The organism is Cupriavidus ulmosensis (assembly GCF_977008105.1).
Map to the genome: position 1 here is coordinate 2587924 of NZ_CDRMWP010000001.1, position 23522 is coordinate 2611445.

General features: G+C 68.7%; 20 protein-coding genes. 1 reads left to right on the plus strand and 19 read right to left on the minus strand.

The window, feature by feature from the left end; genetic code table 11:
- Positions 1-68 precede the first annotated feature (68 nt).
- From infB to ACWTPI_RS11855, 7 genes are all read right to left on the minus strand, one after another.
- Positions 69-2972 carry a translation initiation factor IF-2 gene (infB, locus tag ACWTPI_RS11825; protein WP_454731742.1) on the minus strand — a complete coding sequence of 968 codons (2904 nt, stop codon included), beginning with the start codon at positions 2970-2972 and terminating at the stop codon, positions 69-71.
- An 84-nt stretch (positions 2973-3056) separates the two neighbouring features.
- Positions 3057-4532 (minus strand): transcription termination factor NusA, encoded by a 1476-nt coding sequence (gene nusA / locus ACWTPI_RS11830; RefSeq protein ID WP_020205926.1) that lies wholly within the window; start codon positions 4530-4532, stop codon positions 3057-3059.
- Positions 4529-5017, minus strand: coding sequence for a ribosome maturation factor RimP (gene rimP, locus ACWTPI_RS11835; protein WP_454731743.1), 489 nt, complete (start codon positions 5015-5017; stop codon positions 4529-4531). Before rimP ends, nusA begins: the two co-directional genes overlap by 4 nt.
- 21 nt (positions 5018-5038) lie before the next feature.
- Positions 5039-5200 carry a hypothetical protein gene (locus ACWTPI_RS11840; RefSeq protein ID WP_155888316.1) on the minus strand — a complete coding sequence of 54 codons (162 nt, stop codon included), beginning with the start codon at positions 5198-5200 and terminating at the stop codon, positions 5039-5041.
- Between the two features lie 162 nt (positions 5201-5362).
- On the minus strand, positions 5363-7360 hold the full coding sequence (gene rluB, locus ACWTPI_RS11845; protein ID WP_454731744.1) for a 23S rRNA pseudouridine(2605) synthase RluB: 1998 nt from the start codon (positions 7358-7360) through the stop codon (positions 5363-5365).
- A gap of 5 nt (positions 7361-7365) precedes the next feature.
- Positions 7366-8421 (minus strand): SMC-Scp complex subunit ScpB, encoded by a 1056-nt coding sequence (gene scpB, locus ACWTPI_RS11850; RefSeq protein ID WP_454731745.1) that lies wholly within the window; start codon positions 8419-8421, stop codon positions 7366-7368.
- 600 nt (positions 8422-9021) lie between these two features.
- The gene (locus tag ACWTPI_RS11855) at positions 9022-9777 is read right to left on the minus strand and encodes a sulfite exporter TauE/SafE family protein (protein ID WP_454732472.1); all 756 of its coding nucleotides are present in this window, start codon (positions 9775-9777) and stop codon (positions 9022-9024) included.
- A 288-nt stretch (positions 9778-10065) separates the two neighbouring features.
- Here ACWTPI_RS11855 and fnr point away from each other — a divergent pair, with 288 nt between their 5' ends.
- On the plus strand, positions 10066-10791 hold the full coding sequence (gene fnr / locus ACWTPI_RS11860) for a fumarate/nitrate reduction transcriptional regulator Fnr (protein ID WP_020424013.1): 726 nt from the start codon (positions 10066-10068) through the stop codon (positions 10789-10791).
- 169 nt (positions 10792-10960) lie between these two features.
- On the opposite strand, the gene ACWTPI_RS11865 is transcribed toward fnr, so the two are convergent.
- From ACWTPI_RS11865 to odhB, 12 genes are all read right to left on the minus strand, one after another.
- Positions 10961-11206: a hypothetical protein gene (locus tag ACWTPI_RS11865; protein WP_020206629.1), complete on the minus strand. Its 246-nt coding sequence runs from the start codon at positions 11204-11206 to the stop codon at positions 10961-10963.
- A 2-nt stretch (positions 11207-11208) separates the two neighbouring features.
- Positions 11209-11427 carry a FixH family protein gene (locus ACWTPI_RS11870; protein ID WP_059413377.1) on the minus strand — a complete coding sequence of 73 codons (219 nt, stop codon included), beginning with the start codon at positions 11425-11427 and terminating at the stop codon, positions 11209-11211.
- Between the two features lie 53 nt (positions 11428-11480).
- Positions 11481-12980 carry a cytochrome c oxidase accessory protein CcoG gene (gene ccoG, locus ACWTPI_RS11875; protein ID WP_029044379.1) on the minus strand — a complete coding sequence of 500 codons (1500 nt, stop codon included), beginning with the start codon at positions 12978-12980 and terminating at the stop codon, positions 11481-11483.
- A gap of 52 nt (positions 12981-13032) precedes the next feature.
- Positions 13033-13959 carry a cytochrome-c oxidase, cbb3-type subunit III gene (gene ccoP, locus ACWTPI_RS11880; RefSeq protein ID WP_020206632.1) on the minus strand — a complete coding sequence of 309 codons (927 nt, stop codon included), beginning with the start codon at positions 13957-13959 and terminating at the stop codon, positions 13033-13035.
- Positions 13960-13962: 3 nt separating this feature from the next.
- Positions 13963-14160, minus strand: coding sequence for a cbb3-type cytochrome oxidase subunit 3 (locus tag ACWTPI_RS11885; protein WP_020206633.1), 198 nt, complete (start codon positions 14158-14160; stop codon positions 13963-13965).
- 3 nt (positions 14161-14163) lie between these two features.
- A complete protein-coding gene (gene ccoO, locus ACWTPI_RS11890) occupies positions 14164-14844 on the minus strand; it encodes a cytochrome-c oxidase, cbb3-type subunit II (protein ID WP_020206634.1) in 681 nt (226 codons plus the stop codon).
- 19 nt (positions 14845-14863) lie between these two features.
- The gene (gene ccoN / locus ACWTPI_RS11895) at positions 14864-16315 is read right to left on the minus strand and encodes a cytochrome-c oxidase, cbb3-type subunit I (protein WP_020206635.1); all 1452 of its coding nucleotides are present in this window, start codon (positions 16313-16315) and stop codon (positions 14864-14866) included.
- 144 nt (positions 16316-16459) lie between these two features.
- Positions 16460-16606, minus strand: coding sequence for a cbb3-type cytochrome oxidase assembly protein CcoS (gene ccoS, locus ACWTPI_RS11900; protein ID WP_020206636.1), 147 nt, complete (start codon positions 16604-16606; stop codon positions 16460-16462).
- Between the two features lie 3 nt (positions 16607-16609).
- Positions 16610-19183 carry a heavy metal translocating P-type ATPase gene (locus tag ACWTPI_RS11905; protein ID WP_454731746.1) on the minus strand — a complete coding sequence of 858 codons (2574 nt, stop codon included), beginning with the start codon at positions 19181-19183 and terminating at the stop codon, positions 16610-16612.
- A 141-nt stretch (positions 19184-19324) separates the two neighbouring features.
- A complete protein-coding gene (gene zapE, locus ACWTPI_RS11910; RefSeq protein ID WP_059413374.1) occupies positions 19325-20422 on the minus strand; it encodes a cell division protein ZapE in 1098 nt (365 codons plus the stop codon).
- A gap of 203 nt (positions 20423-20625) precedes the next feature.
- The gene (lpdA, locus tag ACWTPI_RS11915; RefSeq protein ID WP_059413373.1) at positions 20626-22062 is read right to left on the minus strand and encodes a dihydrolipoyl dehydrogenase; all 1437 of its coding nucleotides are present in this window, start codon (positions 22060-22062) and stop codon (positions 20626-20628) included.
- Between the two features lie 139 nt (positions 22063-22201).
- Positions 22202-23452, minus strand: a complete 1251-nt coding sequence (gene odhB, locus ACWTPI_RS11920; protein ID WP_059413372.1) for a 2-oxoglutarate dehydrogenase complex dihydrolipoyllysine-residue succinyltransferase — start codon at positions 23450-23452, stop codon at positions 22202-22204.
- Between the last annotated feature and the right edge of the window lie 70 nt (positions 23453-23522).

Below are 23522 nucleotides of genomic sequence, written 5' to 3' on the forward strand. Positions count from 1 at the left end.
AATAGGGTCTTGTCGAGACGGCCGCGGCGGACCCGCCCGTGAAGGGGGCCCGCCGCGCGCGCGGCGCCTTACAGCGTGCGCGCCACCTCGGTGATTTCATACACTTCGAGCTGGTCGCCTTCCTGAACGTCGTTGAAGTTCTTGATCGACAGGCCGCACTCGAAGCCTTGCTTGACTTCCTTGACGTCGTCCTTGAAGCGCTTGAGCGAATCGAGCTCGCCGGTATGGATGACCACGTTGTTGCGCAGCACCCGCACCAGAGAGGTCCGCTTGACCACGCCGTCGGTGACCATACAGCCGGCCACCGCGCCGATCTTCGGCACGCGGAACACCTGGCGCACCTCGACCGTGCCGAGCGTGACCTCGCGCTTTTCCGGCGCCAGCATGCCCGACATCGCCGCCTTGATCTCGTCCACCGCATCGTAAATGATGTTGTAGTAGCGGATGTCGATGCCGTTGTTCTCGGCCAGCTTGCGCGCGCCGGCGTCGGCACGCACGTTGAAGCCGATGATGACCGCCTTCGAGGCCGTGGCCAGGTTGACGTCCGACTCCGAAATGCCGCCCACGCCGCCGTGCACGATCTGCACGCGCACTTCGTCGGTGGAGAGCTTCTGCAGCGACTGCACCAGCGCTTCCTGCGAACCCTGCACGTCGGCCTTGACGATCAGCGGCAGCGTCTGCACTTCGCCTTCGCTCATCTGCTCCAGCATGGTCTCCAGCTTGGCCGCCTGCTGCTTGGCCAGCTTGACGTCGCGGAACTTGCCCTGGCGGAACAGCGCGATTTCGCGCGCCTTGCGCTCGTCGGGCAGCACCAGCACTTCCTCGCCGGCGGCCGGCACTTCGGACAGGCCCTGGATCTCGACCGGAATCGAAGGGCCGGCTTCCTTGGTCGGCTTGCCGGTTTCGTCCAGCATGGCGCGCACGCGGCCGTAGGCGCTGCCGGCCAGCACCACGTCGCCACGCTTGAGCGTGCCGCTGGTGACGAGGATGGTCGCGATCGGGCCCTTGCCCTTGTCGAGCTGGGCTTCCACCACCAGGCCCTTGGCCGGGGCGTCCACCGGCGCCTTCAGTTCCAGCACTTCGGCCTGCAGCAGCACCTGCTCGAGCAGCTCGTCGATGCCGGCGCCGGTCTTGGCGGACACCGGCACGAACGGCGAGTCGCCGCCGTATTCTTCCGGCAGCACCTGCTCGGCCACCAGTTCCTGCTTGACGCGGTCCGGGTTGGCTTCGGGCTTGTCGATCTTGTTGATCGCCACCACGATGGGCACGCCCGCCGCCTTGGCGTGGGCGATGGCTTCCTTGGTCTGCGGCATCACGCCGTCGTCGGCGGCCACCACCAGGATGACGATGTCGGTTGCCTTGGCACCGCGCGCACGCATGGCCGTGAAGGCCTCGTGACCCGGGGTGTCGAGGAAGGTGATCACGCCGCGCTCGGTTTCCACGTGGTAGGCGCCGATGTGCTGCGTGATGCCGCCGGCTTCGCCCGCGGCGACCTTGGCGCGGCGGATGTAGTCCAGCAGCGAGGTCTTGCCGTGGTCGACGTGGCCCATCACGGTCACGACCGGCGGACGCGGCAGCTGCTCGGCGTCGGTGTGCTCTTCGCCGTCCACCACCAGCAGCGCTTCCGGATCGTCCAGCTTGGCGGCGAACGCCTTGTGGCCCATTTCTTCCACCACGATCATGGCGGTTTCCTGGTCCAGCACCTGGTTGATGGTCACCATCTGGCCGAGCTTCATCATCTGCTTGATGACCTCGGATGCCTTGACGGCCATCTTGTGGGCGAGATCGGCCACCGAAATGGTTTCGGGGACGTGCACTTCGCGCACCACGGGTTCGGTCGGCGCCTGGAAGTTGGTGCCGCGGTCGTCCTGCTGGTGGCGGTTGCCACGGCCGCGCGGACCACCGCGCCAGCCGCCCACGCCGCCCGACGAATCGCCGCGCGTCTTCAGGCCGCTGCCCTTCTTCTTCGAGCCTTCGTCCTGCCAGGTCGACGACGTGCCGGCCTTCACCACCTTGCCGGTCTTCTTGTCGACCGTGGTGGTGGCGGTGGCAGCCGTGGTGGCCGGCTTCTTCTCTTCCTTCTTGGTCTCGGTGCCAGGCGCCTTGACCGGCTTGTGCAGCGTGCCGGTCTGCTCGGCCTTCTTTTCCTCGGCCTTGCGTTCGGACGGCGCCTTGAGCACGCGCGCCGGCGCATTCAGCATCTGCTGGATGGCGCGGGCCTCGGCCTCGGCGGCTTCGCGGCGCTTGCGCGCGGCGTCCTGCTCGGCACGGGCCTTGTCGGCGGCTTCCTTGGCCTGGTCGGCGGCCCTCTGCGCGGCGGCGCGCTCGGCGGCAAGGCGAGCCTTGTCGTCCTCGGCCTTCTTGCGCGAATCGTCGTCCTCGGGCGCGGCCGTGGCGGCCGCGGCGCGCAGCGCGGCGGCTTCCTCTTCCGCCTTGCGGGCGGCGAGCTCGGCCTGGCGGCGTTCCTCGGCTTCGAGCGCTTCCTGCTTGGCGCGGCGTTCGGCTTCCTCGCGTTCGGCCGCTTCCTGGCGGGCCTTCAGCTCGGCTTCCTGGCGCGCCAGCTGCTCTGCCTGCAGACGGGCTTCCTCTTCCTGGCGCGCCTGTTCGGCGGCGTCGGCCTGCTGGTCGGCACCATCCTGGCCGTCGGCGGCGCCCTCGGGCGAGGCCTCGTCACGCTTGATCAGGACGCGCTTCTTGCGCACCTCGACCTGTACCGTGCGCGTCTTGCCGGTCGAATCGGCCTGGCGGATCTCGGAAGTCTCGCGCTTGGTCAGCGTGATCTTCTTGCGCGCGCTGTCGTCGGCCTGCCCGTGCGAACGCTTGAGGTAGTCCAGCAACCTGGTCTTGTCGGATTCGGTGATGATGTCTTCAGGCGTCACCTTGCCCACCCCAGCTGCCTGCAATTGTTCCAGCAGGGCAGCTGCGCTGCGGCTCAGTTCTGCGGCCAGTTGGGCAACTGTTGTGCTTGCCATTCAAACCCTTTCAATGCTCGGTTTATACGTCGGGACAGTCGTGTGCGGAATACGCGCCCAGGCCGGTCGGTCCGGGCGTGTCCCTCAGTTAAACCAATGTTCCCGTGCTTTCATGATCAACGCGCGGGCCTCTTCTTCGCCCAGGCCGACCATCTCGACCAGTTCGTCGACTGCCAGTTCGGCGAGTTCGTCACGCGTGTGGATATTGCCTTCGGCCAGCTTGCCGATCAGTTCCGGGGTCAGGCCATCGAGCGAGCGCAGATCCTGCGACACCGCTTCCACCTTTTCTTCCCGGGCCAGTTCCATCGTCAGGAGCGCATCGCGTGCGCGGTTGCGCAGCTCGTTGACGGTGTCTTCGTCGAAGGCATCGATCTCCAGCATCTCGCTGATGGGCACGTAGGCCACTTCTTCCAGCGTGGAGAATCCTTCGTCGATCAGGATGTCGGCCACTTCTTCGTCCACGTCCAGCTTGGCCATGAACAACTTGCGCACCACGTCGCTTTCCTCGGCCTGCTTCTGCGCCGATTCTTCCTGCGTCATGATGTTGATCTGCCAACCGGTCAGTTCGGACGCCAGGCGCACGTTCTGCCCGCTGCGGCCGATGGCGACGGCGAGGTTTTCCTCGTCGACCACCACGTCCATGCTGTGCTTTTCCTCGTCCACCACGATGGACTGTACCTGTGCCGGGGCCAGCGCGCCGATCACGAACTGCGCCGGATCCTCCGACCACAGCACGATGTCGACCGCCTCGCCGCCGATCTCGTTGCGCACCGCCGTCACCCGCGTGCCGCGCACGCCGACGCAGGTGCCGATCGGGTCGATGCGCTTGTCATGCGCCACCACGGCGATCTTGGCGCGCACGCCGGGGTCGCGCGCGGCCGCCTTGATCTCCAGCAGGCCCTGCTCCATCTCCGGCACTTCGTTCTCGAACAGCTTGATCAGGAACTCGGGCGCGGTGCGCGAGAGCTCGATCTGCGGGCCGCGCGCGGTGCGGTCCACGTTCAGGATATAGGCGCGCACGCGGTCGCCGGTGCGCAGGTTTTCCTTCGGGATGATCTGGTCGCGGGCCAGCAGCGCTTCCACGCGGCCGGACTCCACGATCAGGCCCTTCTTGTCGGCGCGCTTGACCGTGCCGGTCATGACCTTTTCGCCGCGGTCGAGGTAATCGTTGAGGATCTGCTCGCGCTCGGCGTCGCGGATCTTCTGCAGGATCACCTGCTTGGCGGCCTGCGCGCCGATGCGGCCGAACTCGACCGACTCGATCTGTTCCTCAATATAGTCGTCGAGCTGGATGTCCGGGTTCTGCTCGCGCGCTTCGAACATCAGGATCTGCTTGTCCGGCTCCTGCAGGCCCTGTTCATCGGGGACCACGAGCCAGCGGCGGAACGTTTCATGCTCGCCGGATTCGCGATCGATGGCGACGCGGATGTCCACGTCTTCCTCGAAACGCTTCTTGGTTGCCGAAGCGAGTGCCGCTTCCAGCGCACCGAATACCACATCCTTGTCGACGTTCTTCTCACGCGCAAGCGCATCGACGAGCAACAGAACTTCGCGGCTCATTGCTTGTTCCCTTTTTTCTGATTTCCTTTGAAGTCGATCACCGGCACCAGGCGTGCGCGATCGACATCGGATATGGCGAATTCCAGCAGTGCCGTGCCGTCCTTGCCTTCGAACTCCAGGCCGACCTGCTCCGCCCCGGACTCGCCGGTGGGCGCCTGCAGGATGCCGACGAAGTTCTTCTGGCCGTTGACCGGCAGGCGCAGCGTGACCCTGGCCTCCTGGCCCGCGAAGCGGACGTAGTCAGCCAGTTTCTTGAGCGGCCGGTCCAGCCCCGGCGAGGACACTTCGAGGCGTTCGTAGTCGATGTTCTCGACCGTAAGCACGTGCGTCAGCTGACGGCTTACCTTTTCGCAATCCTCGATGACGATCCCGGTTTCAGGCTGATCGATATAGACGCGCATCAGTCCGCCCGGAGCGCGCTCGAGCTCAACCAGCTCGTACCCCATGCCGTTCAGGGTGGTTTCGATCAAATCTGCCAGATGCACTGTATTCCCGAATAATGGCCATCAATACCGTGGCAGACCCAGCCCACCGGCATCGCCGCCCTTCTTGCCGAAGGCGGCTTCGCAGCCTGCTTGCCTGCCCGTCACCCCGACCGGCGCGCCGTGCGAGGACGGCACGCATGCGGATTGGGCGAACCAAAAAAAAATGGGCGCAATGCCCATCATTCGCCCATCCTTTTTCAGGATGACTTTTGAATAGACTTGGATTATACGCCGTCGCGGTGCAAAAGGCAAAGAGATAGCCGGGAGAACCCGGACGGGCGAGCGGCACGCACCGCACTTCGCCCCATCCCGGCCTGCGCGCCGGCCATCCTGCACCAGAAGGCGTCAGCGGTTGCCGTCCCGGCCGCCGCCGCGCGGGCGGCGATTGCCGCCGGCCTTGCCGGCCTGCGGCATCACATTGCCGTTGACCTCGCCGCCGCCGCGGCGCGGCCCGCGGCCTTGGCCGCCGCCCATGCCGCCGAGACCACCCATGCTGCCCATGCCACCCATACCACCGCTGCGGGCACCGCGGCCGCCACGGCCGCCAGCCCCGCCGCCCATGCCACCCATGCCGCCGGGGCCGCGCGGCAGGCCTGCCGCGGCGCCGCCCAGCTTGGTGGTGTGCGAGGTCAGCAGGGTCGGGCCGCCGATGTAGCCCATCGAGGTCTGCATCGGGTCCGGCTGGCCGCGGCCGGCGCCGCTGCCGCGCGGGCCGTTGCTGCGGTTCACGCGCGGCAGGCCGTCCATGCCGGTCGGCATCGGCATGCCGGCGATGGCCGCCTCGGTGCGCGCCTTGCGCCCGGTGACCTTGCTGCTGCCGCCCTTGGGCTGGCCGTCGCCCTTCGCGGGCGCCTTCAGGCCGATCGAGGCCATCAGCGCGCGCACGTCGTCGGCGGCGAGCTCCTGCCAGCGGCCGCGCTTGAGGCCGCGCGGCAGCAGGAACTGGCCGTAGCGCGTGCGGATCAGGCGCGACACGGTCAGGCCCACGGCCTCGAACATGCGGCGCACTTCGCGGTTGCGGCCTTCGGTCAGCGCCACGTGATACCAGTGGTTGATGCCTTCGCCGCCGCCGTCGGCGATGCGCAGGAAATTGGCCTCGCCGTCGTCGAGCTTGATGCCGTGCAGCAGGCGCTGGCGGTCGGCCTCGGCCAGCTCGCCCAGCGTGCGCACCGCGTATTCGCGCTCCACGCCGTAGCGCGGGTGCATGAACTTGTTGGCGATGTCGCCGGAGGACGTGAAGATCAGCAGGCCTTCGGTGTTGAAGTCGAGGCGGCCCACGGCCACCCACTTGCCCGCCTTGATGCGCGGCAGGCTGTCGAACACGGTCGGACGGCCTTCCGGGTCCGACTGGCTGACGATCTCGCCGGCCGGCTTGTGGTACAGCAGCACGCGCGGCGGCTTGGTCGACACGCGGCGGTGGATCAGCTTGCCGTTGACGCGGACCTGGTCGGCCGGCAGGATGCGCTGGCCGATGTGGGCCGGCAGGCCGTTGACCGAGACGCGCCCCTGCAGGATCAGTTCTTCCATCTCGCGGCGCGAGCCCAGGCCGCCCTCGGCGAGCACCTTGTGCAGCTTGGGCGCGTCGTCGTCGGCCGACAGTTCGCGCACCGGCTTGGCCTTGGCGCGCGCGCCGCCCGCGTCTTCCTGGTCGTACTGCCCGGAAATCACGAAGCGGAACAGGTCTTCGCCGCTGACCGCGGCAGCCGCCGGGGCCTTGTCGGCCGCGCCCGGGGCCTGGCGCTGCGCGCCGCCCTTGCCCTTGCCGCCCTTGCCACCCTGGCCCGCCGGGCGGGCACCGCCCTGCGGCTGGCCTTGCTGGCCCTCGGCGCCGCCGCGGCGGCCCGCGCCCTGCGCCTGCTGGCCCTGCTGCGGCTTGCGCTTGCGCGCGCCGTTCGGGTTGGCGCGGGCGCCGTCGCGCTGGCGTTCGCCGGCGGCCTCGCCGCCCGCTTCGGTGCCGGCGGCATCCGCGCCAGGCACGCGGCGGCCGCGCTGGGCCGGGCGCTCGCCCTGCTCGCCGGCCTGCGCCATCTCGCCGTCGGCGGGCTTGCGCTTGCCGCGGGTGCGGCCCTTGCGGACGCCGTCGCCGCGCGGCTGGCCATCGGCCGCGCCCGCTTCGGAGCCGGCCGCGGCCGGCTCGCCGTCCGCGGGACGGCCGCCCTCGCGGTCCTGCGCGGCCTGGCGGCGCGTGGCCACCAGATTGCGCAGGCCGCGGCGCAGGCCTTTACGGCGCGGTGCGCCTTCGGTGCCATTGCCGGCATCGCCGGCTTCGCCGGCCGGCGCATCCGCCGGGCGGACGTCTTGATCAACGGAATCGGACAAGGTATTCACATTCGGATGTTGCATGGTGTTCAGTTGGACACGCGCTCGTCGTGCTCATCGTGCTCGCTGGGGTGCGCCGGATCCGCCGGGTTCGTGCCCGGCGCATCCGGGGCTTCGGGCTCCTGCTCGCCGGAGGCCACTTGCACGTGGTAACCGTTGGCCGGGGCTCGCGCTTCCGTTTCTTCTTCCGCCTCGCCGCCGCTCGCGGCGGGCTCCGCCTCGGCAGCGGGTTCTGGTTCTGCTTGCGGGGCCGGCTGCGCCGCGCCGACCGCCTCCGCTTCCGTTTCCGCCCCGGACACGGCCGGGAATTCGGGTTCGGAGACGCTGGGCTCGGAGACACCGGGTTCCTCATCGGCCGGCAGGGCATCCTGCACGGCCTCGGGGGCCGCCTCCGCCTGTTCAGCCACGGGCGCTTCGGCTTGTGCCTCTTCGCCGGCGGCATCCGCCTGCGCGGGCGCGGCTTCGTCGGGCTCCGCCTGCGCGAAGGCTTCCTCGTCGCTGCCGTCGGGCAGCGCGCCGAGCGCCTCGAAATCGATCGGGGCCTGGTTCAGCAGCGCTTCCTGCGACTGCGCCTGGATGTCTTCCAGCGGCGGCAGCTCATCCAGCGTGCGCAGGCCGAGGTCGTCCAGGAAGGCCTTGGTGGTGGCGTACAGCGCCGGGCGCCCGGGCACGTCGCGGTGGCCGATGACCTCGATCCAGCCGCGGTCCTCGAGCTTCTTCACCACTTCGGTGCTCACCGTGACACCGCGGATTTCCTCGATGTCGCCCCGCGTCACCGGTTGGCGGTAAGCAATGATCGCCAGCGTTTCCATCACCGCGCGCGAGTACTTGGGCGGCTTCTCGGGGTTGAGCCGGTCGAGATACTCGCGCATCGCGGGGCGGCTCTGGAAGCGCCAGCCGCTGGCCAGCGCCACCAGCTCCACGCCGCGCTGATCCCAGTCGCGGCGCAGCTCCTCGAGCAGGACGCGGATGGTATCGGCACCGACGTCGTCGGCAAACAGCCGCCGCATGTCATGGACGCGCAAGGGTTCCTGCGCACAGATCAGCGCGGTCTCGAGGACGATCTTCGCCTCTTGGGTATTCATGTTGATTGCGTGCAGCCTGTCTTTGCACCTGCGCCCCGGACTGGCCCGGACGCACTGGAGATTGCGGGTTCAGCGGTGGGGATTGCCACCGCCATCTGTCCGCGCAGCCAGCCGCATGCTCGCTTGCATGTCGGCCGTGCGCTTTCCTGTCTTGCATCGGATGCCGGACTGGACCGGCAGGAGATCGTCCGGCCACCGGCGTTGCCTGCCGGTCGACGGAGCCCTTGCGTCGCGCCTTTCCCCCTGATGTGGCGGACCTGTCCGGCGCGACGCAGGTCGCACCGGGTGCAAGAAAAACGGATATCGGCCCTGCTTGGCCTACGCTGCTTGGCCTGATTCACCCCGCCCTGCCGAGGCTGGTCTTTTGAACCGAATCTTTTAAACCGGACGGCGAGTGGGGAACGGTCCCTGGCGGTCGTACTTGCCTGGGGAGTTCCTGGCATGCATCCCTGAGAGCGAATGCTAACCGGCGATGCCACGGTGAAATACGCTGCGCGATATCGCTGTTCTTGCGATTGTATGGCATTCCCAGCCAAACCTGCAACCGCTTCCCTTGCGCGGCCGCCGGCCCGGGTGCGCGGCACGCCACGGGACGGCCCGTCAGAACACCAGGCAGAAGCCGTGCGCCGCCAGCGATTCCGGCAAAAGCAACGCGCGCGCCACACCCGCCACGCCGAAGCCGATCACGGCGAAACCGGCCACGGCGCGCACCGCCGGACGGCGCGTCAATTGCCGCAGATAACCCGACAGACCCGAAATCACCAGCAGGTTGGGCAGCGTGCCGAGCCCGAACACGGCCATCACCAGCGCGCCCGAGGCGGCGTTGCCGGCCAGCAGCGACAGCGCCAGCGCGCCATACACCATGCCGCACGGCACCAGCCCCCAGGCCAGGCCCATGCCGTAGCGCCGCGCCAGCCGCGCCTGCGGCAGCACCATGCCGGACAGCCGCCCGGCCGCGCCGAGGCCGCGCAGCAGGCCGCCCGCGCCGCGCGCCGCCAGCCGCTCCAGCCAGGCCGTGCCGAGCATGCGGCCGCGCAGCATCCACAGCCCCGACACCACCAGCATCGCGCTGCCGGCGCCGAACAGCCAGCGCTGCAGCGGCAGGTACTGGGCCTTCCAGACACCGGCGCCCAGCGCGCCGAGCAGCGCGCCGAGCAGCGCGTACATGCTGAGGCGCCCGGCATGCATGACCAGCAGTTCGAGCAGCCAGTGCCCGGGCCGGCGCAGGATGGTGGCCGGCACCCGGGCCACGCCGCCCTGCTCGGCCGCCAGCGCGATCCCGCCGCACATCGCCGCGCAGTGCACGCCACCCAGCAGAGCCAGGGTAAATACGCTGAAAAGCACGCCTATGGTCAACATCCACTCCCTGTCCGGCCGTTTGGCGCGGTAAAATGCGGTCGACGCGCCCCCGCAGATCCCAGAGGCGCTGTCGACTTCCAGTCCAGCGCCAGCGCCTGCGCGCGTGTTGCAGGCATGACGGCGAGCCGCCGCACAGCACCCCGCAGAGGGTGCGGATGCGCCAGGCCCGCGCGCCGGACTTGACGTCGCCAGTGTCTGTAACCGACGTCATCGACGTCAAGCTCTCGACGCCATGCGCCTGCTTCGCCGCGCTGGGTTGACTGCGTTAAACCGGACAGGCCCCAATTGCTCACCACCATTCCTATCTCCGAGATGTCGCCCCGCTGCTCCACGTGCTCGCTCGGCCAGCTTTGCCTGCCGGTCGGCATGACGCAGCACGACCTCGACAAAATGGACACCCTGGTGCAGGAACGGGTGCGGGTACGCAAGGGCGAAACCCTGTACCGCCTTGGCGATCCGCTCACCGCCGTCTTCGCGATCCGCTTCGGCACGCTCAAGACGCACCTGACGATGGAGGATGGCCGCTCGCAGATCACCGGTTTCCACCTGCCCGGCGAAGTCGTCGGGCTCGACGGCCTGGGCGAGATGCAGCACGCATCCGATGCCACCGCGCTCGAGGATACCGAAGTCTGCGTGGTCCGGTTCGGCGATCTCGAATCGCTCTCCGGCGCCCTGCCCTCGCTGCAGCACCAGTTCATGCGCCTGATGAGCCGCGAGATCTCGCAGGACCAGGTCATGCTGATCACGCTCGGCTCGATGCGCGCGGAAGAGCGCCTCGCGGCTTTCCTGATGAATTTGTCGGAGCGGCTGTCCGCGCGCGGCTACTCGTCCTCCGAGTTCGTGCTGCGCATGAGCCGCGAGGAGATCGGCAGCTATCTCGGGCTCAAGCTCGAGACGGTCAGCCGGCTGTTCTCGCGCTTCGCCGAGGCCGGCCTGATCCAGATCCGCCAGCGCCACGTCAAGCTGGTCGACATGCCCGGCATCAAGCAGATCGTCAACAAGTCCTGCTGACCGCCCTGCCGGGCCGCCGGCTCCGGCGTCCTCCGGACGAGGCGTCCGCCGGGCGGCGCGGGCGCGCCGGTTCGCGCCGCTCATCTCGCCTATTCCCTGTCCGTTCCGCGCTTGTTGCGCTCATCGCGTCCGCTGCGCCCATCCCGCACGCTCCGCGCCCGTTCCACGTCTATTCCAGCTCGTCCGTGTCGGCCAGCCGCGTCGGCATGGTGTACAGCGTGAGCCCGCTCGACAGCGAGCAGAGCACCCACGCGAACAGGAACCCCACCGTGTAGACCGCCTCGCGCGAGGCCTCCACCTGCTGCCCGAAGAAACGCAGCTCGCCCGGGTCGACCATCGAGAACACCAGCGCAGTCGCCAGCCCGCCCACCAGGAAGCCGGGCCACAACACCCACATCAGCCAGCGCAGCCTCATGGTCACCTCGCCTGCGCCGTGGCCGGCGCCGCGGGGTGCGCGGCGGCGGCGGTCTTCTCGACCACCAGCCCGTGCCGCGCCACGCCTTCCTCGATCGGCCGGTCGGGGTGCGACATCGCCAGCCAGATGGTGAACCCGCAGGCCACCATCGCCACCAGCGGGCCGCTCATCAGCAGCCACGGCCAGGGCTCTTTCCACCAGGGATTGCTTTGCTGCGTCATCTGGCCTCCTTTGGTTGTCTGTCCGATGCGGGCATCCGTCACGGCTGCCCGCATCACAGATTGCGCGGCACGATGAAGCTCGTGCTCTGGCTGATCTCCGCGCCGCGCGCGCCCGCGGCTTCGTCGCCGGCAGCGGTCACGGTCACGTGGATCTTGTGGGTGCCCTGCCCCGCGGCGTCGATCGGCACGCGCACGCGCACCGGGATCAGGCGGTTCGACGTCGGATCGAGGTCGCCGGCGCTATGGTCGTATTCCACCGTCAGGCCCTTGAGCTCGTCGCTGTCCGCGCTGATCGCCACGCGCATCGGCGCCTCGGTGGTGTTGATCAGCTGCAGGCGGTACACGTTCTCGATCCAGCGGCCTTCCACTTCGCGGCCGAGCGCGCCGCGGTCGCGGATGATGTCGACCTTGAGCGGCGTGCGCATGGCCAGCGAGGCCATGAAGCCGCCCACCAGCGCCAGCCAGATCACCGAGTACACCACCGTGCGCGGACGCACCAGGCGCTTGCGCGCCACGGCTTCCGAGAGCGCGCGGCGCATGGCGTTTTCCGAGGTGTAGCGGATCAGCCCGCGCGGATACGCCATCTTGTCCATGACCTGGTTGCAGGCGTCGATGCAGGCGCCGCAGCCGATGCAATCGTACTGCAGCCCGTCGCGTATATCGATGCCGGTCGGGCACACCTGCACGCAGATGCTGCAGTTGACGCATTCGCCCAGCCCCGAGGCCTTGTAGTCGGCCTTGCGCGAGCGGCTGCCGCGCGGCTCGCCGCGACCCACGTCATACGTCACCACATAGGTGTCGCGGTCCACCATCACGCTCTGGAAGCGCGCATACGGGCACATGTACTTGCACACTTGCTCGCGCATGAAGCCCGCGTTGCCCCAGGTGGCGAACGCATAGAACAGCATCCAGAAGGTCTGCCACGGGCCCAGCGACAGGCTCAGCACCTGGCCGCCGAGCGCGCGGATCGGCGAGAAGTAGCCGACGAAGGTGAAGCCGGTCCACAGCGCGATCAGGATCCACAGCGAATGCTTGGTGGCCTTGAGGCGCAGCTTGCGCGCGCTCCAGGGATCGCCGTCGAGGCGGATGCGGGCGAAGCGGTCGCCTTCGACATGCCGCTCGATCCACATGAAGATCTCGGTATAGACCGTCTGCGGACACGCATAACCGCAGAACAGCCGCCCGGCGATGGCGGTGAACAGGAACAGCGACAGCGCCGAGATCACCAGCAGCACGGCGAGGTAGATCACGTCCTGCGGCCACAGCACCAGGCCGAAGATGTAGAACTTGCGCGCGCCGAGATCGAACAGCATGGCCTGGCGGCCATTCCACTGCAGCCAGGGCATGCCGTAGAAGAACAACTGGGTCAGCACCACGACCCACACCCGCCAGCGCGAAAACGCGCCAGTCACCGAGCGCGGATAGATCTTGCGGCGGACTTCGTACAGGGTTTCGTCGGAGCTCTGCGCATCCGCCGTGGCGGATGCGGGCTCCCGCTGAGCCGCGGGCAAGGTACGGGACCTGGCAAGCGGCTCCGGTTCGGGGGCATTCATGGATTCTCATCTCCGCCTGCGCGGATACCGCGCAGGCATACTACGTCCAGACTCATTGCCCGCTCCCGGTACCTGCCCCACTGGTGTTGGACAGGCCCCAGACATAGGCGGTCAGCATGCGGATGCGCTCGGGCGTCAGGATTTCCTCGTGCGCGGGCATGTGGTTGTTGTGGCCCTTCTGGATGGCGTCGACGATGTTCGCCTCCGAGCTACCGTACAGCCACACGTTGTCCGACAGGTTGGGCGCGCCCAGCGCCTGGTTGCCCTTGCCGGTGGCGCCGTGGCAGGCCGCGCAGGTCGACTTGAAGGTGCTCTCGCCACGCGAGGCGCGGATCGGGTCGGACGCCAGGCCCGACAGCGAGCGCACGTACTGCGCCACGTCGCCGGACAGCTTGGCGTCGATGGCGGCGCCCAGCGGCGGCATCACGCCGTTGCGGCCCTTGGTGATGGTCTGGGTGATGGTGGCGGGGTCGCCGCCGTACAGCCAGTCGTTGTCGGTCAGGTTGGGAAAGCCGCGGCTGCCGCGCGCGTCCGAGCCGTGGCACTGCGCGCAGTAGTTGAGGAACAGCCGCTGGCCGATCTCGCGCGCCTGCGGGTCCGCCGCCACCTGGGTGACGTCCATCTTCATGTACTTGGCGTAGATCTCGTTCTGCACCTGCTCGGCGGCCTTGCGGTGCGCGGCCAGTTCGCCCTGCGTGGAGAACTTGAGCACGCCGGCGTACGAGCCGAGGCCCGGATACAGCACCAGGTAGATCAGGCCGAAGATGCACGCCAGCAGGAACATCCACATCCACCAGCGCGGCAGCGGGTTGTTCAGTTCGCGCAGGTCGCCGTCCCAGACGTGGCCGGTGTCCTGCGTGGCGTCCGCGACCTTGGCCACGCGGCGCTGCGAGAACAGCAGCCACACGCACCAGACGATGCCGACCAGCGCGATGGCGGCAATGTAGTAGCTCCAGAAATCCGTGAAGAAGTCGCTCATGACTCAGTGTTCCTGCTTGGTGTTGTTGGCGCCGGCGGGGCTGCGCTCATGGCGGGCAGCCAGCGGCTCGTCGGGCAGGGCGAACGGCAGCATGGCCGACTCCGCATTGGCGGGCTGGCGTCCGGCCGACCAGGCCCACCAGCAGATCGCGAGGAACGCGGCCATCGAGATCACGGTGGCGCATGCAGTGATGATCGCCATGATTTACTCCTTGGCCGGCGCGGCCGGCGCCGCGGGAGCGGCCGCCGCCGTATCGACGCGGACGTTGCGCTTGCTGATGCCGAGTTCCTGCAGGTAGGCCACCAGCGCGTCTTCCTCGGTCTTGCCTTCGAGCGTGGCGGGCGCCTGCGCGATCTCGGCATCGGTGTAGGGCACGCCCAGGCGCCGGAGCGCGCGCATGCGGTCGCCGATGTCGCTGGTCTTCAGCGCGGCCTTCTCGAGCCACGGATACGACGGCATCACCGATTCGGGCACCACGTCGCGCGGGTTGCGCAGGTGGATGCGCTGCCAGTCCTCGGAGTAGCGTCCGCCCACGCGCGCCAGATCGGGACCGGTACGCTTGGAGCCCCACAGGAACGGGTGGTCGTAGACCGACTCGCCCGCGGTCGAGTAGTGGCCGTAGCGCTCGGTCTCCGCCTGCAGCGTGCGCACCTGCTGCGAGTGGCAACCCACGCAGCCTTCGCGGATGTAGATATCGCGGCCCATCAGGCGCAGCGGCGAATACGGCTTGATGCCCGGATCCGGCTCGGTGGTGGAGTGCTGGAAGAACAGCGGCACGATCTGGACCAGCCCGGCGATGCTGACCACCAGGATGGTGCAGATGATCAGCCAGCCGATGTTCTTCTCCAGGGTCTCGTGCGAAAAGAAGCTTTGTTTCTGCGACATCGTTTCTGTCCTGGCGTAATCAGTGGGCGGAGGCGGCGGCGGTCGTCGCCGGGATCGGCGCGTCCACGGCAGGCTTGCCGATGATGGTCTTGGCCACGTTGTAGGCCATCAGCAGCATGCCGGAGAGGAAGCACAGGCCACCGAGCAGACGGATCAGGTAGAACGGATACTTGGCCTTGACCGCTTCCACGAAGGCGTAGGTGAGCGTGCCGTCAGGCTGCGTGGCGCGCCACATCAGGCCTTCCATCACGCCGGCGATCCACATCGAGGCGATGTACAGCACCACGCCGATGGTGGCGATCCAGAAGTGCAGCTCGATCAGGCGCACGCTGTACATCTCCTTCTCGCCGAACAGCCGCGGGATCAGGTAGTAGAGCGAGCCGATCGAGATCATCGCGACCCAGCCCAGCGCGCCGGAGTGCACGTGGCCGATGGTCCAGTCCGTGTAGTGCGACAGCGCGTTGACGGTCTTGATCGACATCATCGAGCCCTCGAAGGTCGCCATGCCGTAGAACGACAGCGCCACCACCAGGAACTTGAGGATCGGGTCGGTGCGCAGCTTGTGCCAGGCGCCCGACAGGGTCATGATGCCGTTGATCATGCCGCCCCACGACGGCGCCAGCAGGATCAGCGAGAACACCATGCCCAGCGACTGCGCCCAGTCCGGCAGCGAGGTGTATTGCAGGTGGTGGGGACCGGCCCACATGTACGTGAAGTTGAGCGCCCAGAAGTGGACGATCGACAGGCGGTACGAGTAGATCGGGCGGCCGGCCTGCTTGGGAATGAAGTAGTACATCATCCCGAGGAAGCTGGTGGTCAGGAAGAAGCCCACCGCGTTGTGGCCGTACCACCACTGCACCATCGCGTCCTGCACGCCGGCGTAGGCCGAGTAGGACTTCCACATCGACACCGGCATCTCGATGTTGTTGACGATGTGGAGGATGGCGATGGTCAGGATGTAGGCGCCGAAGAACCAGTTGGCCACGTAGATATGGCGGGTCTTGCGCTTGACGATGGTGCCGAAGAACACGATCGCGTAGGCCACCCACACCAGCGTGATGAGGATGTCGATCGGCCATTCGAGCTCGGCGTATTCCTTCGAGCTGGTGATGCCCATCGGCAGCGTGATGGCCGCGGCCACGATCACCAGTTGCCAGCCCCAGAACGTGAAGGCCGCGAGCGGGCCGCAGAACAGGCGCGCCTGGCAGGTGCGCTGCACCACGTAGTAGGAGGTGGCGAACAGCGCGCTGCCGCCAAAGGCGAAGATCACCGCGTTAGTGTGCAGCGGGCGCAGGCGCCCGAACGACAGCCACGGCGTGTTGAAGTTGAGCTCAGGCCAGATCAGCTGTGCTGCGAGCAGCACGCCGACGGCCATGCCCACGATCCCCCATACGACAGTCATGACGGCAAATTGCCGCACGACGCCGTAATTGAAGGTGTCGGCGCGAGAATGCGCGGCGGTGACATCCATTCAGACCCCCAGATTGTAAAAACAAATTTGATGATGTGACTGTAGAAAAACGCGGCCCTGGGTGCGTTGATCTGTATCAAGCGCATCGGAAAGCCGGGGAACTCGCCCCGCGGCGCCCGCTGCACGACCGTGCCGGAGCGCGGTTCAGGGCTTGTCGTTGTCCAGCAGGATGGCCTCGGCGGGACGGTCGAGATCGTCGTACTGGCCGGCGTGCAGTGCCCACCAGAGCGCGCCGGCGATCACCGCCACCAGCACCAGGCTCATCGGCACCAGCAGGTAAAGCATGTCCATGCGTCAGTCTCCGGTTCCGGTCTTGCCCGTGCGCAGCAGGCGCCAGGCGTTGGCCACCACCAGCAGCGACGACACCGACATGCCGATGCCCGCCATCCAGGCGGTGACGTGGCCGGTGGCCGCCAGCGGGATGGCGATGACGTTGTAGGCGAAGGCCCAGACGAGGTTCTGCCGCACCACGCGGCGCGTGCGGCGCGCGGTGCGCAGCGCCTGCGCGATCTCGGCGATGCGCCCGTGGGCGAGCACCGCGTCGGCGCCGGCCTGGGCCAGCGGCGCGCCGCTGCCGATGGCGATGGAGACCTGCGCCTGCGCCAGCACCGGCGCGTCGTTGATGCCGTCGCCGACGGCCAGCACCACCGCGCCGGCACGCTGCAGGCTCGCCACGTATTCGCGCTTGCCCTCGGGTGTGACGCCGCCCTCGCGGCGCGCGATGCCGAGATGGTCGGCCCACCAGTTCACCGCCGCCGGCGTGTCGCCGGACACCAGGTGCGTGGTCACGCCGAGCCGGCGCAACTGCGCCAGCAGCGTGGCCGCCTGCGCGCGCGCGGTATCGGCCAGCGCGAACACGGCCAGCATGCCGCCGGCGTCGCCGAGCCAGACCAGGGTCGCGCCGCGGCGGTCGCTGGCGGCCAGCGTGGCGGCGATGGCGTCCGCGTGGTCGGTGCCGCTGCCGCGGCTGCCCGCCAGCGCGGCCACGAATTCGCGCCGCCCCAGCCGCAGGCGCCGGCCATCCACTTCGGCCTCCAGCCCCTGCCCCGGCACGTTGCGCACCGCGCCGACCGTGTGCGCGTCGCCGGCCAGTCCCCGCGCCTGCGCGGCCTCGACGATGCCGCGCGCGAGCGGGTGCTCGCCGGAGCGCTCGATGGCGGCGGCCAGGCCCAGGCTGGCGGCCACGTCGGCCGCGCCGAACGCATGGGTCTGGACCAGCGCGAAGCGGCCTTCGGTCAGCGTGCCGGTCTTGTCGAGCATGACGTCGGTGACGCCGGCCAGTGCTTCGAGCGCATGGCCGCGCGTGAGCAGCACGCCGCGCCGCGACAGCGCCGCGCCCGCCGCGGCCAGCGCCGCCGGCGTGGCCAGCGAGAGCGCGCACGGGCAGCTCACCACCAGCACCGCCACCGTCACCAGCAGCGCGCGCGCGGGATCGATCCACGCCCACCAGACCACGCCGGCCAGCGCGGCCAGCACCAGCAGCACGGCCACGAACCAGCCCGCCACGCGGTCGGCCAGCGCGGCCAGGCGCGGCTTCTCGGCCAGCGCGCGGTCCAGCACGGCGACGATCTCGGCCAGCCGCGTCGCCGCGCCCACCTTGACCACGCGCAGCTCGAGCGGGCTGGCGGTGTTGAAGCAGCCGGCCAGCACCGTGTCGCCGGCGGCGCGCGCCACCGGGCGGCTCTCGCCGGTCAGCATCGATTCGTCGAGCTCGCTGGCGCCGGCCACCACGGTGGCGTCGGCGGGCACCACCTCGCCGGCCTTGACCCGGATCAGGTCGCCCGCGCGCAGGCGCGCCACCGGCACGCGCTCGCCCGTGCCACCCTCGTCCCGCAGGCGCTCGCAGGTGGACGGCAGCTGGCGCGCCAGCATCTCGGCGCCGCTGCGCGAAGCCTGGCGCACGCGCAGCTCCAGGTAGCGCGCCAGCAGCAGGAAGGCCACGAACATCGTGACCGAATCGAAATACACCTCGCCGCTGCCGCGCAGCGTGGCCACGGTGCTGGCGAGGAAGCCCGCGCCGACGCCGATGGCCACCGGCACGTCCATGCCGAGGTGCCGCCGGCGCAGCCCGCGCCACGCGCCGGCGAAGATCGGCGAGGCCGAGTACAGCACCACCGGCAGGGTCAGCACCAGGCTGGCCCAGCGCATCAGCTGCAGCTGGCCGGGGTCGATGGTGGCTTCATGGGTATAGATCGGCCATGCGTACATCATCACCTGCATCATGCCGAGCATGGCCACCGCCATGCGCATCAGCAGGCCGCGGCGCGCGTGGCGGTCCTGGCGGTCCGAGCGCGACACCTCGAACGGCCACGCGAGATAGCCGATCCCGGCCAGCGCGGCCAGCAGCGCGGACACCGGCTGCTCGGCGGCGCGCCAGCGCACCACCACGCGGCGCGTGGCCACGTTGGCGATCACGGATTCCACGCCGGGCAGGCTCCCCAGGTGCTGCTCGATCAGCCAGGCGCAGGCGGCACAGCGGATGTTCTCGGGAGCCAGCGTGATCTCGGCGCGCGCGGCGTCGAGCGGCCGCACGAACTGGGTGCGCAATTCCTCGGTGTCGTAGGCGGCCCAGACCGGCTCGGCCTCGCGCCGGGCGGCATCGTCGATGGGGCGCGCGAAGCGCGCCTGGTCGCCGTACAGGTGGCCGAAGCCGGCGGCATGGAGGGTCTGCGCCAGCGCCTGGCAGCCGCCGCAGCAGAAGGCCTGGTCCTCGCCGCCGATGACGGCATGCAGCACCGGCTCGCCGGCGACGAAGGCCTGCCCGCAATGGAAGCAGCCGCCCCGCGCGCCAGCGGCCGGCGCGGCGGCGCTGGCCGGCGGCGTGGTCGCGATGGAAGCGGGCAGGGATGCGGCGGCGGAAGGGGGCATTGGGACTCTTTTTTTACCATTGGCATGGTATGAGCCCCCCGGGCAAGCCGCCTTGATACAGATCAAGCGGGTGGATCAGGCGCGCCGCGCGGCGGCGCGCCGGTGTGGCCAGCGCCTCGGATCGGCGCTCAGATCGGCGCCTCAGGTCAGCGAGGTATCCACGGTGCGGCGCGGCGATTCCAGGTATTCGCGCGACTGCATCTCGATGATGCGCGACACGGTGCGGTGGAATTCGTTGGACATCTGACCCTCGGTGTAGAGCTCGTCGGCCGGCACCTCGGCCGAGATCAGCAGCTTGACCTTGTGGTCGTAGAAGACGTCGATCAGCCACGTGAAGCGGCGTGCCTCGGACGACATGCGCGGCGTCATCTTCGGCACGTCGGACAGCACCACGGTGTGGAACTGCGTGGCCAGCTCGAGGTAGTCGTTCTGCGAGCGCGGCCCGCCGCACAGCGTGGCGAAGTCGAACCACACCGCCCCGCCGGCCTTGCGCAGCGCGCGCAGCTCGCGGTGCTCGATGTGGAGGATCGGCGCTTCGTCGGGCACGCCGGCGATGCTGGTGAAGGCGTGGCGCAGCGCGGCGCTGGCTTCGGGCCCCAGCGGCGTGTGGTAGGCCTGCACCTGCTCGAGCGCGCGCTTGCGGTAGTCGATGCCGGCGTCGACGTTGAGCACGTCGAGCTTGTGCTGCAGCAGCGCGATGGCCGGCAGCACGCGGTCGCGGTGCAGGCCGTCCGGGTAGAGCAGGTCCGGGCGGTAGTTGGAGGTCATGACGAACTGCACGCCGTTCTCGAACAGCTGCTGGAGCAGGCGGTGCAGGATCATGGCGTCGGCCACGTCGTTGACGTGGAACTCGTCGAAGCAGATCAGGCGGAAGCGCCGCGCGATGCGCCTGGCGAGCTCGTCGAGCGGGTCCGGGCGGCCGCGCAGTTCCTCGAGCTGGCGATGGACCTCGCGCATGAACTCGTGAAAGTGCAGGCGTGTCTTGCGCACCACCGGCACGCAGGTATAGAAGCTGTCCATCAGGAAGGACTTGCCGCGCCCCACCCCGCCCCACAGGTACACGCCCTTGGGCACTTCCGGGTGGACCAGCAGCTTCTTGAGCGTGCTGTTGCGGCGGCTCTTGTACGCGACCCACTCGTCGTAGCACTGCTGCAGCCGCGCGACGGCGCGCAACTGCGCCTCGTCCGAGGTGTAGCCGCGTTGCTTCAGTTCCTGCTCGTAGTACTCACGGACGTTCATGCTGACTGCTTGCGCTGGTGCCGGCACGGATGGCGACGGGCCGGGCTGGAAATGGAACGGGGATCGGGAGACCGGAGGATCAGGGAGCGGGACCCGCGGCGACGGCGCCTGCGCGCCCTGCCGCCCCGAAAGCGAAAACGGCGCGCCGCTGGAGCGGCGCGCCGGTACTCAACAACACACTGGCCGATATGCAGGCATGCACCTTACATATTGAGCTGGCGCTTGTCCACGGCGAGGGCGGCTTCGCGCATGACTTCCGACATCGACGGATGCGGATGGCAGGTGCGGCCGATGTCCTCGCTGGCGGCCTTGAACTCCATCGCCACCACGGCTTCGGCGATCAGGTCCGAGGCGTTCGCGGCAACCACGTGCACGCCCAGGATCTCGTCGGTCTTGGCGTCGGCCAGCATCTTGACGAAGCCTTCCGGATGGCCCATGCCCAGCGCGCGGCCGTTGGCCAGGAACGGGAACTGGCCGGACTTGTACTCGCGGCCCTCGGCCTTGAGCTGCTGCTCGGTCTTGCCCACCCAGGCGATTTCCGGGAAGGTGTAGATCACCCACGGAATGCAGTTGTAGTCGATGTGCGGCTTCTGGCCGACGATGCGCTCGGCCACGGCCACGCCTTCGTCTTCCGCCTTGTGCGCGAGCATCGGGCCGCGCACCACGTCGCCGATGGCCCACAGGCCCGGCACCTTGGTGGCGCAGTGGTCGTCCACCTCGATGAAGCCGCGCTGGTCGGTGGCCAGGCCGATGGCGTCCAGGCCCAGATTGTCGGTGTTGGGCACGCGGCCAACCGACACGATCAGGCGGTCCACTTCCAGGGTCTGGGCGGCGCCGTCCTTGTCGGTGTAGCTGACCGTGACGCCGTCGGCGCCGGTCTTGACCGCGTCGACCTTCACGCCGAGGCTGAACTTCAGGCCCTGCTTGGTCAGCAGCTTCTGCGCTTCCTTGGCCACGCCTTCGTCGGCGGCGCCCAGGAACGACGGCAGCGCTTCGAGCACGGTCACGTCCGCGCCCAGGCGGCGCCACACCGAGCCCAGCTCGAGGCCGATCACGCCGGCGCCGATCACGCCCAGCTTCTTCGGCACGCTGTCGAACTTGAGCGCGCCTTCGTTGTCGCTGACCAGCTTGTTGTCGACGGTGATGCCCGGCAGGTGGCGCGCCTTGGAACCGGTGGCGACGATGACCTGCTTGGCGGTCACGACCTCGGTGCCGGCCTTGCCGGCGATCTCGACCTGGAAGCCCTCGGCGGTCTTGCCGGTGAACTTGCCGTAGCCCTTGAGCAGCGTGACCTTGTTCTTGCGGAACAGGAACTCGATGCCCTTGGTCATCTTGCCGACCACGTCGTCCTTGCGCTTGAGCATCTTGGCGATGTCGACCTTGACGTCGCCCACGGTGATGCCGTGGTCGCCCAGGTGGTGCTGCACGTTCTCGAATTCTTCCGAGGAGGCCAGCAGCGCCTTGGAGGGGATGCAGCCCACGTTCAGGCAGGTGCCGCCCAGGCGCACTTCGTCCTTGGGATCGTCATAGGCATTGCCTTCGCAGCAGGCCACGTTCAGGCCGAGCTGGCCGGCGCGGATGGCGGCGATGTAGCCGCCGGGGCCGGCGCCGATCACCAGTACGTCGAATTGTTTGCTCATGGATTTCCTTTTGCGGCCCTGGCGGGGCAACGTCGCCCGCCGGGCCGCCATCAACTCTTCGGTCCGCCCTGCCCGCCCGCGCCACGCGGATGGCGGGCGCGGCGGGCACGGCTTCGGTCACTGCGGTTGCAGCAAAGGCTTACAGGTCCAGCAGCAGGCGTGCCGGATCTTCCAGCGCGTCCTTCATCGCGACCAGGCCCAGCACGGCTTCGCGGCCGTCGATGATGCGGTGGTCGTAGGACATCGCCAGGTAGTTCATCGGGCGGATCACGATCTGGCCGTCTTCCACCACCGGGCGGTCCTTGGTGGCGTGCACGCCCAGGATGGCCGACTGCGGCGGGTTGATGATCGGGGTCGACAGCATCGAGCCGAACACGCCGCCGTTGGAGATCGAGAACGTGCCGCCGGTCATTTCCTCGATCGACAGCTTGCCGTCCTTGGCCTTCTGGCCGAATTCGGCGATCTTCTTCTCGATGTCGGCCAGGCTGAGCTGGTCGGCGTTGCGCAGGATCGGCACCACCAGGCCGCGCGGCGAACCGACCGCGATGCCGATGTCGAAGTAGCCGTGGTAGACGATGTCGTTGCCGTCGATCGAGGCGTTGATCAGCGGGAACTTCTTCAGCGCGTGGACCGCGGCCTTGACGAAGAACGACATGAAGCCCAGCTTGACGCCGTGCTCCTTCTCGAAGCGGTCCTTGTACTTGTTGCGCAGGTCCATCACCGGCTTCATGTTCACTTCATTGAAGGTGGTGAGGATGGCGTTGGTGGCTTGCGACTGCAGCAGGCGCTCGGCGATGCGCGCGCGCAGGCGGCTCATCGGCACGCGCTCTTCCGGACGGTCGCCGAGGGCGGCGAAGTCGACCGGCGCGGCCACTTGCTGCAGCGCGGGCTTGGCGGCGGCGGGTGCCGGGGCGGCCTTGGCGGCCGGCGCGGCGGCGGCGCCCAGCACGTCGCCCTTGGTGATGCGGCCATCGCGGCCGGTGCCGGCGACCTGGCTGGCCGACAGGCCGCCTTCGGCCATCAGCTTGGCGGCCGAGGGCATGGCCACGGCGCCGGCAGCGGCGGGCGCGGCGGCCGGCGCGGCGGCGGGTGCCGGGGCGGCGGCCGGGGCGGGAGCGGCGGCGGCGGGCGCGGCGGCGCCGGCGGTGGCTTCGGTGTCGATCTTGGCGATCACTTCGTCGGCGACCACGGTGTCGCCGTCGTTGCGGATGATCTGCGACAGCACGCCGGCCGACGGGGCCGGCACTTCGAGCACGACCTTGTCGGTCTCGATTTCGATCAGGATTTCGTCCTGGGCAACGGCTTCGCCCGGCTTCTTCTTCCAGTTCAGCATGGTTGCTTCCGCAACCGATTCAGAAAGTTGGGGGACCTTGACGTCAACAATAGCCATGGTTTTTTATTTCCTTTGGTATTCGTATGTGCTTCACGCGTGCGGCAAAAACAAGGCGGCGCGCGCCCGA

Excerpts from the sequence above, each read along its gene's own strand:
- ACWTPI_RS11905 (WP_454731746.1), bottom strand. The coding sequence starts at position 19,183 with ATGCCCCCTTCCGCCGCCGCATCCCTGCCCGCTTCCATCGCGACCACG.
- scpB (WP_454731745.1), bottom strand. The coding sequence starts at position 8,421 with ATGAATACCCAAGAGGCGAAGATCGTCCTCGAGACCGCGCTGATCTGT.
- ccoO (WP_020206634.1), bottom strand. The coding sequence starts at position 14,844 with ATGTCGCAGAAACAAAGCTTCTTTTCGCACGAGACCCTGGAGAAGAAC.
- odhB (WP_059413372.1), bottom strand. The coding sequence starts at position 23,452 with ATGGCTATTGTTGACGTCAAGGTCCCCCAACTTTCTGAATCGGTTGCG.
- ccoN (WP_020206635.1), bottom strand. The coding sequence starts at position 16,315 with ATGGATGTCACCGCCGCGCATTCTCGCGCCGACACCTTCAATTACGGC.
- zapE (WP_059413374.1), bottom strand. The coding sequence starts at position 20,422 with ATGAACGTCCGTGAGTACTACGAGCAGGAACTGAAGCAACGCGGCTAC.
- ACWTPI_RS11865 (WP_020206629.1), bottom strand. The coding sequence starts at position 11,206 with ATGAGGCTGCGCTGGCTGATGTGGGTGTTGTGGCCCGGCTTCCTGGTG.
- ccoS (WP_020206636.1), bottom strand. The coding sequence starts at position 16,606 with ATGGACATGCTTTACCTGCTGGTGCCGATGAGCCTGGTGCTGGTGGCG.
- nusA (WP_020205926.1), bottom strand. The coding sequence starts at position 4,532 with ATGAGCCGCGAAGTTCTGTTGCTCGTCGATGCGCTTGCGCGTGAGAAG.
- rluB (WP_454731744.1), bottom strand. The coding sequence starts at position 7,360 with ATGCAACATCCGAATGTGAATACCTTGTCCGATTCCGTTGATCAAGAC.
- ccoG (WP_029044379.1), bottom strand. The coding sequence starts at position 12,980 with ATGAATGCCCCCGAACCGGAGCCGCTTGCCAGGTCCCGTACCTTGCCC.
- lpdA (WP_059413373.1), bottom strand. The coding sequence starts at position 22,062 with ATGAGCAAACAATTCGACGTACTGGTGATCGGCGCCGGCCCCGGCGGC.
- ACWTPI_RS11885 (WP_020206633.1), bottom strand. The coding sequence starts at position 14,160 with ATGGCGATCATCACTGCATGCGCCACCGTGATCTCGATGGCCGCGTTC.
- ACWTPI_RS11870 (WP_059413377.1), bottom strand. The coding sequence starts at position 11,427 with ATGACGCAGCAAAGCAATCCCTGGTGGAAAGAGCCCTGGCCGTGGCTG.
- infB (WP_454731742.1), bottom strand. The coding sequence starts at position 2,972 with ATGGCAAGCACAACAGTTGCCCAACTGGCCGCAGAACTGAGCCGCAGC.
- ccoP (WP_020206632.1), bottom strand. The coding sequence starts at position 13,959 with ATGAGCGACTTCTTCACGGATTTCTGGAGCTACTACATTGCCGCCATC.
- ACWTPI_RS11840 (WP_155888316.1), bottom strand. The coding sequence starts at position 5,200 with ATGATGGGCATTGCGCCCATTTTTTTTTGGTTCGCCCAATCCGCATGC.